At 69.0% G+C, this 12,136-nt stretch carries 10 protein-coding genes; 4 read left to right on the forward strand and 6 right to left on the reverse strand.

What is annotated here, in order from left to right; all coding sequences use genetic code 11:
• The first annotated feature begins 195 nt into the window (after positions 1-195).
• On the forward strand, positions 196-2,028 hold the full coding sequence (locus NDW01_RS39150) for an acyl-CoA dehydrogenase (protein ID WP_252829550.1): 1,833 nt from the start codon (positions 196-198) through the stop codon (positions 2,026-2,028).
• A 215-nt stretch (positions 2,029-2,243) separates the two neighbouring features.
• Here the strand turns inward: NDW01_RS39150 and NDW01_RS39155 are convergent, their stop codons facing one another.
• Positions 2,244-2,699, reverse strand: a complete 456-nt coding sequence (locus NDW01_RS39155; RefSeq protein WP_252829551.1) for a hypothetical protein — start codon at positions 2,697-2,699, stop codon at positions 2,244-2,246.
• A gap of 309 nt (positions 2,700-3,008) precedes the next feature.
• Here NDW01_RS39155 and NDW01_RS39160 point away from each other — a divergent pair, with 309 nt between their 5' ends.
• Positions 3,009-4,517 (forward strand): alpha/beta fold hydrolase, encoded by a 1,509-nt coding sequence (locus NDW01_RS39160; protein ID WP_252829552.1) that lies wholly within the window; start codon positions 3,009-3,011, stop codon positions 4,515-4,517.
• Positions 4,518-4,819: 302 nt separating this feature from the next.
• Here NDW01_RS39160 and NDW01_RS39165 read toward each other — a convergent pair whose 3' ends face one another.
• Positions 4,820-5,629, reverse strand: a complete 810-nt coding sequence (locus tag NDW01_RS39165) for an oxidoreductase (protein WP_252829553.1) — start codon at positions 5,627-5,629, stop codon at positions 4,820-4,822.
• Between the two features lie 117 nt (positions 5,630-5,746).
• On the opposite strand from NDW01_RS39165, the gene NDW01_RS39170 reads away from it, so the two are divergent.
• Together NDW01_RS39170 and NDW01_RS39175 are read left to right on the forward strand one after the other, a co-directional pair.
• Positions 5,747-6,259, forward strand: coding sequence for a MarR family winged helix-turn-helix transcriptional regulator (locus tag NDW01_RS39170; protein WP_252829554.1), 513 nt, complete (start codon positions 5,747-5,749; stop codon positions 6,257-6,259).
• A gap of 607 nt (positions 6,260-6,866) precedes the next feature.
• The gene (locus NDW01_RS39175) at positions 6,867-8,213 is read left to right on the forward strand and encodes a cytochrome P450 (RefSeq protein WP_252829555.1); all 1,347 of its coding nucleotides are present in this window, start codon (positions 6,867-6,869) and stop codon (positions 8,211-8,213) included.
• 27 nt (positions 8,214-8,240) lie between these two features.
• Here the strand turns inward: NDW01_RS39175 and NDW01_RS39180 are convergent, their stop codons facing one another.
• The 4 genes from NDW01_RS39180 to NDW01_RS39195 all read right to left on the reverse strand — a co-directional run bounded on the left by NDW01_RS39180 (position 8,241) and on the right by NDW01_RS39195 (position 11,619).
• Positions 8,241-8,813, reverse strand: coding sequence for a Uma2 family endonuclease (locus tag NDW01_RS39180; RefSeq protein ID WP_252829556.1), 573 nt, complete (start codon positions 8,811-8,813; stop codon positions 8,241-8,243).
• Between the two features lie 96 nt (positions 8,814-8,909).
• Positions 8,910-10,004, reverse strand: a complete 1,095-nt coding sequence (locus NDW01_RS39185; RefSeq protein ID WP_252829557.1) for an ABC transporter ATP-binding protein — start codon at positions 10,002-10,004, stop codon at positions 8,910-8,912.
• Positions 10,001-10,825, reverse strand: coding sequence for a carbohydrate ABC transporter permease (locus tag NDW01_RS39190; RefSeq protein WP_252829558.1), 825 nt, complete (start codon positions 10,823-10,825; stop codon positions 10,001-10,003). Before NDW01_RS39190 ends, NDW01_RS39185 begins: the two co-directional genes overlap by 4 nt.
• The gene (locus tag NDW01_RS39195) at positions 10,822-11,619 is read right to left on the reverse strand and encodes a carbohydrate ABC transporter permease (protein ID WP_252829559.1); all 798 of its coding nucleotides are present in this window, start codon (positions 11,617-11,619) and stop codon (positions 10,822-10,824) included. Before NDW01_RS39195 ends, NDW01_RS39190 begins: the two co-directional genes overlap by 4 nt.
• Positions 11,620-12,136: the final 517 nt, after the last annotated feature.

A 12,136-nucleotide genomic window follows, 5' to 3' on the forward strand; every position in this document is an offset into this window, starting at 1 on the left:
TTCGTGATCACCAAGCGTGCGTCGGATGTCATACGGGACGGAGCCGCCTGGGCAAGCCGCGATCATCCGTTTCACCGTCGAACGCCCATATTCCGGTACGCAGTTGTCTGTTCAGTTACTCACGGGTAGCATCAGGTGTTACTGACTGGTACGTAACCGGGTGCGACCCGCCCGCCCGAGAGCAACGGGGTGTTCATGGGGCACTACAAGAGCAACCTGCGTGACATCGAGTTCAACCTCTTCGAGGTCCTCGGCCGTCAGGAGATCCTGGGCACCGGACCGTTCGGCGAGGTCGACGAGGCCACCGCGCGCAGCGTCCTGGACGAGGTGAACCGCCTCGCCACCGGTGTGCTCGCCGAGTCCTTCGAGGACGCGGACCGGCACCCGCCCGTGTTCGACCCCGAGACGCACTCGGTGACGATGCCCGAGAGCTTCAAGAAGTCCTTCCGGGCCTACTTCAACGACGCCGAGTGGTGGCGCCTCGAACTGCCGACCGAGCTCGGCGGCATGAACGCCCCGCGCACCCTGCACTGGGCCGTCGCCGAGCTGATCCTCGGCGCGAACCCGGCGATCTGGATGTTCTCCAGCGGCCCGAGCTTCGCCCAGCTCCTGTGGCGCATCGGCACCCCGGAGCAGAAGAAGCTCGCCGAGATGGCCGTCGAGAAGCACTGGGGCTCCACCATGGTGCTGACCGAGCCCGACGCGGGCTCCGACGTCGGCGCCGGCCGTACGAAGGCGATCCAGCAGCCCGACGGCACCTGGCACATCGAGGGCGTCAAGCGCTTCATCACCAGCGCCGAGCACGACATGGCCGACAACATCCTGCACTACGTGCTGGCCCGCCCCGAGGGCGCCAAGCCGGGCACCAAGGGCCTGTCGATGTTCATCGTGCCGAAGTACCTCGTCGACACCGAGACCGGTGAGCTCGGCGAGCGCAACGGCGTCTACGTCACCAACGTCGAGAAGAAGATGGGTCTGAAGGTCTCCACGACCTGCGAGCTCACCTTCGGCGAGAAGCACCCCGCCATCGGCTACCTCGTGGGCGACGTCCACGAGGGCATCAAGCAGATGTTCATGATCATCGAGCAGGCCCGCATGATGGTCGGCACCAAGGCGATCTCGACGCTGTCCACCGGTTACCTCAACGCGCTCGAGTACGCCAAGGAGCGCGTCCAGGGCGCCGACCTGACCAAGATGGCCGACAAGACCGCGCCGCGCGTCACCATCACCCACCACCCCGACGTACGCCGCCTGCTCATGCTGCAGAAGGCCTACGCCGAGGGCATGCGGGCGCTCGTCCTCTACACCGCCACCTACCAGGACAAGGCGCAACTCGCCGAGGCCTCCGGCGAACCGGACAAGCTCGCCGAGAAGGTCAACGACCTGCTGCTGCCCATCGTCAAGGGCGTCGGCTCCGAGCGCGCGTACGAGGTGCTGACCCAGTCGCTGCAGACCCTCGGCGGCTCCGGCTTCCTGCAGGACTACCCGATCGAGCAGTACATCCGGGACGCCAAGATCGACTCCCTGTACGAGGGCACCACGGCGATCCAGGGCATGGACTTCTTCTTCCGCAAGATCCTGCGGGACAACGGCGAGGCGCTGCAGCACCTCGCCGGGCAGATCAAGGAGTTCGCGGAGAGCGAGGCGGGCAACGGCCGGCTCAAGAAGGAGCGCGAGCTGCTCGGCAAGGCCCTTGAGGACGCCCAGGGCATCCTCAACCCGATGATCGGCTGGGCGCTCGGCTCGATGGAACGCCCGGAGGAGATCTACAAGGTGGGCCTCAACACCACCCGCCTCCTCATGGCCCTCGGCGACGTCGTCATCGCCTGGCTGCTCTGCCGCCAGGCCGAGGTCGCGCTCACCAAGTTGAGCGGCGAGGCCTCCGAGGCCGACAAGGCGTTCTACACCGGCAAGATCGCGGCCGCCCAGTTCTTCTGCGCGACCCAGCTGCCGAAGCTCGCCGCCGAGCGCGCGATCACCGAGGCCACCACCGGCGACCTGATGGACCTCCCCGAAGAGGCCTTCTGACGCGGATGACCTGACGAGATGCCCGTCGCCCCGATCCGGGGCGACGGGCATCGGTTCTTCCGGCGGTCTCGCCGAGGGTCTTCGCCGTGCCCACGGCGACCGTCCGGGTTCCGAGTTCGTGGCCGGACCCGCGGAGGGTGAGCCGCCGGGCCGACAGGTCGACGTCCCGGTGGCGACGACGGCAAGGGTGTCGACATCGCTGCTGCGACGCACGATCAGTTGTGCCGTTGAGGATGAATTTCAGGGCGGTAAGCGTAGACCGTGGTCCCCTGTTCCAGGACGTGCCAGTCGGTCGCGCAGAGCGTATTGGTCTTGGACTCCTGACCACTGGGCCACCACGAGGCGGTCAGGGTCGCCGGCGTGTGGGAAGGGGCGGCTCGGTGGCAGGCTGTGAGCGCTTTGGGATCGTCGAGGGTGAAGCGAAGTATGCGCTCCGAGCCGGTGGTGCGAATGGTCTCGGAGACCGAGCGCGCCTGGTCCGGTACCCAGCTCGGCAGTTGGGTCTGTCGATCGCTCTTGCCGGCCGTGGCCGTCGTATAGGAGACGGTCTTAATGTGGCCGTTCGTTTTCTCCTTGACGCCTTCGGAAAGACCGCAACCGGTGAGGGCGGTTGCGGCCGCCGCCCCAATGGCCAGTGCGGCCGCCCAGCGGGCCGTCTTGTTCTCGTCCATGCCGTGAGTCAACCGTTCCCGGGCTCCTGCGGGCGTCCGTCGCGCGGCTATTGTCGATCAGCCGGCGGGCGGACGGGCGCATGCGCTTCAAGTCGTACGCGCCCCTGGTCTTCCGCCCAGGCGCTTCACCGGGGCCGGTTCGCACAATCCAAGGCGCCGGTACTGATCCTGGTCGTGGCCTCGTCCGGCGCTCTTCCGGCTGTGCCGTCCGCCCACAGGATGATCAGCCCATGCGACTGAGGTCGCACGAGGCCAGAGGGAAAAAGCCGTCTTTACGGCGACGTAGGCGCTGAACACCGCTCATTAACTTTGGGGGAATTCCGCGACTACGAGGAGATGTCAATGCTCAACCGGGCAATTCTGATGGCGGGGGCCTGCCTGATGCTGGCCCCTTCGATCGCCGCGTGCGGGGATGGAGCCGTTCGGGCAGAACCGGCGAGTGCCGCCGTACAGTCAAAGATCGCATGGCGGCAATGCCAAGGTGGCCAGGGCGACGTGCAGTGCGGGAGCGTCAGCGTGCCGCTGGACTGGAGCAGGCCGCGTGGACGCCGGATCGAGATCGCGATCGTCCGTCGGGCGGCGACGCAGCCGTCGCGCCGGATCGGCGCCCTCGTCTTCCTCCCCGGTGGTCCCGGACAGTCGGGAGTGGACACGATCGCGGGTCAGCCCGGTTTCGGGGGGCTGGAGAAAAGGTTCGACATCGTCAGTCTGGATCCGCGAGGCGTGGGCAAGAGCAGCCCGCTCACCTGCCCGACCCGCCAGACCATCGCGGCCGTCGGGAACCGCCTGCCGCGTACCGACCGGGAGTTGGCGACGCTTCGGGAGCGCAACCGCGCGCTGGCCGACGCCTGTCGGAAGGCCACGGGGCCGGTGTTCGACCACCTGGACACGGCGAGCGCCGCACGGGACCTGGACGCGGTGCGCACGGCGCTGGGAGAGCGGAAGATCAGCCTGTACGGGCACTCCTACGGCACGCTGCTCGGTCAGCAGTACGCCGCGATGTTCGGCGCGCACGTCCGGGCGGCGGTGCTGGACGGAATCATGGATCACAGCGCCCCGCGTCGCCGGTTCGCGGTGACGGCCGCCAACGCATTCGACGAATCCTTCGACCAGTTCGCTCGCTGGTGTGCCCGCACGAGTTCCTGCGCTCTCCATGGCAGTAGGCCGGCCGATGTCTACCGCCGGGTGGTGGCGAAGGCACAGAACGGCGAACTGGCCGGTACGGACGAATCCGGTTTCAAATGGACGCCGTTCACCGTGGCCGGCGAAGTCGATGCCATGCTGTGGACGCCGTCCTGGTCGGCCACGGCCAGCTTCCTGAAGACCCTGGACGCGGGTAAACCGTGGCCGTCCGACCCCGAGGGCGAGCTCCCGGCCACGATCAACTACGCCGATCCGATCGTCTGTCAGGACTTCGCGATGGGATATCCGAACGGGTCCGCCCTCCGTGGCGATCTCGAGACCTCTGCGATCGCAGCGCCGCTGGTGGGGTACTCGCCCAACGCCATGAAGTCGATCCTCACCTGCCAGGGCTGGCCCACCCCGGTACGCGATCCCCAATCCAACGCCACCGGCACCACGGCCGCCCCCATGCTCCTCGTCGAGAGCCGGTATGACAACGCGACCCCGGCGGCCTGGTCGCGCCAGGTCGCGCGACAACTGGGCCCCGAGGCCAGGTTGGTCATCCTGCGTGACTGGACGCACGGAATGAAGGTCTTCACCCCAGGGTGTGAGAGCAAGATGATCAACGACTACCTCGATGGTCTCCGGCTTCCCGACGCCGGTGTCCGCTGCGGCTCCACGCCTCCGACCTCCTGAGCCGGGTCAAGGCCCGGGTGCTGGTGAGCTCGCCTAATCGTTGAGCGCGTATTCGTCTGGGAGGCGGCCTCGTTGGTCACTGGGTGTGGTCGCCGGGGGCGTAGCGGTTTCAGTTTCCTCCGGCTTCCGCGGCGATGCGGATGGGTGACCGGCAGCTCCGGGGCCGAGGTGTCCTGAGCGTCCGGAAACACCACCCGGCCCACCTTCGGCCCACCTGCCAGCACGACCGGTGTGCTCAACCGCTGCCTCGCGCTGGACCTGTGCGCCCGTTCCTGGTGTGCGCGCTGCCTTCTTTGGGTTCGTCAGAGCGTGGGGAGGATGCCTCCGTCGACCGAGATGGTGATGCCGGTGAGGTAGGAGGCGCGCGGGGAGGCGAGGAAGGCGATCAGCTCTGCGGCTTCCTCGGGCCGTCCGGGGCGACCGAGCGGGGCGGCGAGGCGCTGGTGGAACTCTTCGCGGACGGTGTCCAGGTCGCGGCCGGTGCGTTCGGCCGCCTGCCGCAGGCTCGCTTCCACGGCGTCGGTCTCGATGACTCCGGGCATGACCGCGGTGACCCGCACACCGTGCGGGCCGCAGGCGAGCGCGAGGCTCTTGCTGTAGGTGTTGAGGGCGGCTTTGGCGGCGGCGTAGGGAGCGCCGTTGGGCTGGGGGTAGCGGGCGGCGTTCGATGACACGTGGACGACTGCCCCGTGGCCCTGTGCGGTCATGTGGGGGACGAGGACGCGGTCGAGGCGGACGGCGGACAGCAGGTTGGCTTCGAGGTTGGCCAGCCAGTCCTCGTCGGTCGCGGCGAGGACGCCGTCGGGTACCTGGGTGTTGCGTCCGGCGTTGTCGACGAGCACGTCGATGCCGCCCAGAAGATCGACCGCTGCGGCTGCCGCGCGCTCGACCCCGCCGGGAGTGTTCAGGTCGGCGGTCACCAGGTGCACTCCGGCGGGCACCTCGGCTTGGTTGCGGGCGACGGCGACCACGTGTGCGCCGGCCGTGCTCAGACGGCGCACCGTGGCGGCTCCGATTCCACGGGTTCCTCCAGTGACGACGGCGCGCGCCCCGTGCAGGCCCAGATCCGCATTCGGATCGGGGAGCAGCATGGGCGGACGGGTGGCGGACATGGCACTCCTTGGATGACGGGTGGCGATGCGGAGGTCGAAGGACGTGCAAGCAAACTAATCATTTACATGTCTGAATCGTTTAGCAATCTACATGATGCAATGAAGTAGAGTGAACAGGTGACCTCGGCTACCTCCACCGCCTCCGGCGAGGCTCTGCTCGACGAACACCGCGACGGTCCCGGCCTCATGCTCGCCCTGCTGGGGCACGAGGCCATGCGTCGTCTGAGGGACGCGCACACCAGCAACGGCCTCACGCCACGGCAGTTCCACATTCTCGGGCTGCTGCATGATCACGGCCCGTTGGCGCAGACTGATCTGGCCGTGCAGACCGACACCGCGGCCAGCGTGCTCGTCACGCAGCTCAACCCGCTGGAGACCGACGGGTTGGTCACGCGCACGCGGGATCCTCGAGACCGGCGCCGCCACCTGGTCGTGCTGACGGAGGCGGGACGGCAGCGGCTGCAAGCGGCGGCAGTCGCGCAGCAGGAGGTGGAAGACCACCTCTTCCGTACGCTGACCGACGCCCAGCGCTCGCAGCTGACGCAATTGCTCGTCCTGGTGCGCGACGACCTGACCGGCGGCAACGAGCACTGCGCCACTCCGACCTCCCTCGACAGGAAGACGCCGTAGCGCTGTGAACGGGGGTTTTGGAGACCGCCACGGCGAGGCCACCGCCACGGGGGCCGCGCGGCCGCCTGAACACGACTCCTCATCTGCGTGGGTTTCAGAAATCCGACCTCGGATGAGGCGGAGGCGCATCGTTATCCGGCCACCTCGATGCCCGGCTGGGCGTGGAGCACCATGCGGAACTCGTACGAGCTCCTGGTCGTCGACGAACAGCACCCTGATGGTCAGGCCTTGATCTGCTCTTTCACCGGCAGCCGCACGACGCCGGCAGGTCGGCGTGTGTCCCGACGAGCAGGTGGTCATCGCCTCGGCTGACCGATGATCGGGTCGTACGGCCGGGGAGCACCCGTGGGAGGCCGAAGGGCGGCCCCGTCCGGATCCGGGCGGGGCCGCGGCTCGGATCCGGACGCGGGAAGGTAACGCGACGAAGCGGACGAAATCCGGCATCGCGCTGGAATCTTAAGATCACCGGCTGTAGTGTTTCGGCTTCCTGACGCTGCCCGCGATCTTCTCGTCGGCCGTCACGGGCGCCCGGATCGCCGTCCGGTCGGCCGCAGCGCGTCGATCCGCCGGCAGAGGCTCCCCCGACCGCCCCCCAGAAGGAGCCCGAGTGACCTCCGACCAGTTCGCCACCGGATCCTGTCCCGCCCACTCCGGCCTGATGCCGTTGTACGGGCCGGAGTTCGCCGCCGACCCCGCCGGGACGTACGCCGCCCTGCGCCGGTACGGAAGCGCCGCACCGGTCGAACTGGCGCCCGGCGTGCCCGGCACGCTCGTCATCGGCTACCAGGCGGCGCTCGACGTGCTGCGCGACCCGATCACGTTCCCCAAGGACCCCCGTCGCTGGGAGGCGAACGTCGCGCCCGACTGCCCGCTGCTGCCGATGATGGCGTACCGGCCGAACTCCATGTTCAGCGACGGCGCCGCCCACACCCGGCTGCGGTCCGCGGTGACGGACAGCCTCGCGCGGGTGGACTCCTCCCTCCTGCGCGGCTGGGTCGAGAGCAACGCCGACTCCTTGATCGCGCGGTTCGCGCAGGTCGGCCAGGCGGACCTGATCACCGAGTACGCCCGTGTCCTGCCCCTTCTCGTGCTCAACTCGATGTTCGGCTGCCCGTCGGTGATCGCGGATCGGCTGGTCGAGGGCATGAGCGGGATCTTCGAGGGCACCGACGCGGAGAAGGCGAACCTGATCCTGGGCGAGGCCGTCATGGAGCTCGTGGCCTACAAACGCGCCAACCCGGGCGCCGACGTGACCTCCTGGCTGATGGCCCACCCGGCGGGGCTGACGGACGAGGAGATGCTGCACCAACTGGTCGTGCTCATGGGCGCCGGGACCGAGCCCGAGCAGGACCTGATCGCGAGCACCATGCGGCTGCTGCTGTCCGACGATCGCTTCGCGGCCGACCTGTCAGGAGGCAGCCTGCCCATCGAGGACGCGCTCGACGAGGTGCTGTGGACGGACCCGCCCATCGCGAACTACGCGGTCGCCTACCCGCCGAAGGAAACGAACCTGCACGGTGTCCGGCTACCGGCCGACCAGCCGGTCGTCATCAGCTTCGCCGCCGCGAACACCGACCCGTCGCTCACGTCGGACGGCCGGGCGGGCAACCGGGCACACCTGGCGTGGGGCGCGGGACCGCACACCTGCCCGGCGCAGGGCCACGGACGTCTCATCGCCTCGGTCGCGGTCGAGAAGCTCCTCGACAAGCTCCCCGGCATGGAACTCGCGGTCCCCGCCGACCGGCTGCAGTGGCGACCGGGGATGTTCCACCGCGCGCTGACCGCGCTCCCGGTCCGCTTCCCGCCCGTGTCGGTGCCCGCTCTCGTGCCCGCGGAGACGGGAGGCCCCTCGGTCCCGCCGGCGCCGCTCGCCGCGGCGAACCGGCCGGGGGACTCGGGCGCGGAGCGTCCTCGCTGGCTGCGCACCCTGGTCGGCTGGTGGCACGGCCAGTAGACGCGGACCGCCACCGGGGGCGGCGGCTCAGCGCAGCGACGCGGTGTCGAGCGTGAAGTCGAACGGAGCGGGCAGGCGCAGCTTCTCGCCGGCGATGACGCGCTCGATCGTGCGGTACCCATCGTCGCTCGGGTCGCTGAACAGCGTGACGGCGGTCGGCTCGTCGACCGGATCGACGAGCAGATAGAGCGGCATCCCGCTGAGTGCGCAGTTACGCGGCTTGGTGAACCGGTCACGGACGGCGTTGCCGCGTGAGGTCACCTCGGCCACCAGCAGCACGCCCCGCCCGAACACCTCCCTGTCGCCGAACGTGGGCGCATCCGGGGGCATGATCACCAGGTCCGGCTCGATCCGGTCACGGTTGTTCTCCAGGCGGACGGTGAGCTCGTGGCAGAGGCACCAGCCGTTCTCCCGCGCGATCTCCACGAACAAGTCGTGGAGGTAGTAGTTGATCCGCGCGTGCCGGACGTTCCCGCGGGGGCTCACGACGAGACACCCGTCGATGATCTCCACCTGGAATCCCGGGTACGACGGCGTGTGCTCCCAGATCTCTTCGATCGTGGGGGGCTCTTCTTCCTCGACCGGCTGTGGCATGGCCATGGCTCCGCCATCCTCGAGTGCTCCTCGCTCAGCGTATCGTGGCTGCCACGAAGAGTATTGTCTAGAGCGCTGCCCTTGTCAGCCTGTTCGCGAAGTTCAGGAGTCGTCGATGAGGTCGCCGTCGTCGGCGTGGTAGAGGAGGGTGCGGCCGGGTTGCGGGGCGACGCGCAGGGTGGTCCCGATCGCCGGTTCGCGCTCCTCTGGGACGGTGAGCTGAACGCTCGGGCCGGTCGTCGCCAGCGTGACCAGGGACGTCGTGCCGAGGTTCTCGACGATCTCCACCCGGCCCTCGATGCCGTCCTCGGCCTCCCGGACGTACTCCGGACGGAAGCCGGCGATGATCTTGTCGCCGGGGCCGACGAGCCCGGTGGCCTCCTCGGGCACGGGCAGGCGCAGGCCCGCGACGTCGATCTCGTCGGTCCACGATCCGGTCGGGTCGCCGTCGCCGGGGACGCACTCGCCCTCCAGGAGGTTCATCGGGGTCGAGCCGATGAACCCGGCGACGAAGATGTTCGCCGGGCGCTGGAAGACCTCGCGCGGCGTGCCGATCTGGCGGACGCGCCCGTCCTCCATGACGGCGATGCGGTCGGCGAGCGCGAGGGCCTCCGCCTGGTCGTGGGTGACGAAGACGGTCGTGACGCCGAGGTCGTGCTGCAGCTTCTTCAGGAAGGTCCGGGCCTCCAGGCGGAGCCGTGCGTCGAGGTTGGACAGCGGCTCGTCCAGCAGGAACACGGTGGGCCGGGTGGCCATCGCCCGCGCCAGCGCGACCCTCTGCTGCTGACCGCCGGACAGTTGCGCCGGGCGGTGGTCGAGGTACGGGCCGAGGGACAGCCTGGCGGCGGTGTCCGCGGCCTTCGCCCGGCGTTCGGCGCGCGGCACCTTCTTCAGCCGGAGCGGGTAGGCGATGTTGTCGGCGACGGTCATGTGCGGGAACAGCGCGTAGTCCTGGAACACCATCGCCACGTCCCGGTCGCCCGGCGGCAGGCGGGTGACGTCGCGCTCGCCGATCCGTACGGTGCCGGAGGTCGCCGTCTCGAGCCCGGCGATCGTACGGAGCAGGGTCGTCTTGCCGCAGCCGGACGGGCCGAGCAGCACGAAGAACTCGCCGTCCGCGATCTCCAGGGAGAGCTCGTCCAGCGCCCGTACGTCGCCGTCGTAGACCTTGGTCACCGCCTCCAGTGCGACTCTCACGCTGTGATCCCTCCGTGGAGACGGAAGCCGTAGCGGCGGCTGACGAACAGGAACATGATGACCATCGGGACCGAGTAGAGCAGCGAGAACGTCGAGATCAGGGCGAGATCCGGCCGGCCGCCCTCGGTGTAGAACGTGTTGAGGGTGACGGCGGCGGGCCGCTTGTCGGGGCTGCGGTACAGCAGGAACGGCACGAGGAAGTCGCCCCAGACGTTCACGACCGCCCAGACGGCGATGGTGGCGAGACCGGGCCGTACGTTCGGCAGGACGACGTGGCCGAAGACCTGCAGGGAGTTCGCGCCGAAGACCCGCGCCGACTCCTCCTGCAAGCGGGGCATCGTGTCCATGAAGTCCGTGAGGATGAAGATGGCCGCCGGCAGCAGCCCGCCGGTCAGCACGAGGATCACGCCGAGGTCATGGTCCAGCAGGCGCAGCCGGAACATCAGCTGGAAGATCGGCACCATCACCGCCGTTCCGGTGATCACCGAGGACAGCAGCAGGAGCAGGTAGAGGATCGCGCCCCGGCCGGGCACGCGCACCTTGCTCAGGGCGTACGCGGCGAGCGCGGCGGCGGCGACGGTGAGCAGCATCGTCGACAGCGACAGCGCGGCCGAGTTGTACAGCGAGGACAGCGCGTCCGGGCTGTCGGTGAGCGCCCGGAAGTTGGCGAGCGTGAAGTCCGGCCACGTCACCGCGAATGTCGGATGCCGCGTGAACGGCGCGGTGACGAGCCACAGCATCGGCAGCGCGAAGAACGCCGTGACCAGGGAGAGGAGCACGTAGAACCCGATGCGCCGCAGCACCGTCCGTACGGCCGTCATGCCCGCCTCCGCAGGATCCGCACGTACGCCAGCGCGAGCAGGAGGTTGATCAGCAGCATGGTCAGCGACAAGGCGCCGGCGAAGCCGAGCCGCCCACCCGGCAGCGCGGTGAGGTAGATGTACACCGGCAGCACCGCGGACGCGCCGTGCGGCTCGCCCTTGGTGATGAGGTACGGCGTGAAGTCGTTGAACGTCCACAGGCTGATCAGCAGCGTGTTGGTCAGGATGTGGCCGCGGATGTTCGGCAGGACGACGTCGCGCAGCTGCTGCCATCCCCGGGCGCCCGCGAGCCGGGCGGACTCCAGCTGGCTCCGCGGCACGTTCGACAGCGCGGCGGAGAACAGCATCATCGAGAACGCCGTGCCCCGCCACGTGTTGAACACGATGAGCGCGCCCATCGGATGCTCGAACCACCAGTCGTGGCCCGGCGTGCGCAGGATCGCGTTGAGCGTGCCGCCCTGGTCCTTCAGGAACGCGATCCACAGCCAGGCGACGACGACGCCGGGCAGGATCCAGGCGAGCAGCACGGCCGTCTCGACCGCCGCCCTGACCCACGCCCGCGCCGAGCGCAGCGACCAGGCGAGCAGGAAGCCGAGGAGGTTCTGGCCGACGATCGCCGAGCCGAAGACGAACAGCAGCGTACGGCCGAGGGCGTCGCGCACGTCCTTGTCGCCGAGCGCCTGCCGGTAGTCGTCCACCCCGACGATCCGCGGGTGCGCGGCCGCCGCGCCGGTGAGCCGGTAGTCCGTGAGCCCGAGGTAGAGGGTCCACAGCGCCGGCAGGATCAGGAACACCGTGATGAGCAGCAGGGCCGGGAGCAGGAGCGCGAGCCCGGGCCGCCGCTCAGCCGGTGCTAGCGGACAGGTGAAAGTGCTGGTAGTCGGACGGGTGGGTGCTGATGGACGGACAGGGGTTGTGCGGCTGGGCGGACGGTTTGGTGTCGGTCTGGCGGACAGATCGGGTGCCGGTGGACGGACAGTGGGTGTTGGCAGGTGGACATGGGTTGTGCTGGTAGGCGGACAGCGCTGAGAATGATCATGGTCGGGTGGCGGTCCCGGCGGGACACGTTCGGGAGCGGGGGCCGTCGCGGAGCGACAGACGGCCCGGCGTCACGGGCTGCTGAACGGGTGCGTGCGCCCGGGCGCACGACGTCTCGTTACCCGTCGGCGTGGATGCAATCGGCTTTAGAGGTCCTAACAGAAAGATCAGCGGACGAGGCGTCGCCAGTAGATGATGGCTGCGGCCAGGGTCATGAACGCCTCATGGATGTCATCGCGGATCTCCCAGCGGATGCGCAGGCGGCGGAACCAG

The sequence above is a fragment of the Actinoallomurus soli genome, assembly GCF_024055715.1.
GTDB lineage: Bacteria > Actinomycetota > Actinomycetes > Streptosporangiales > Streptosporangiaceae > Actinoallomurus > Actinoallomurus soli.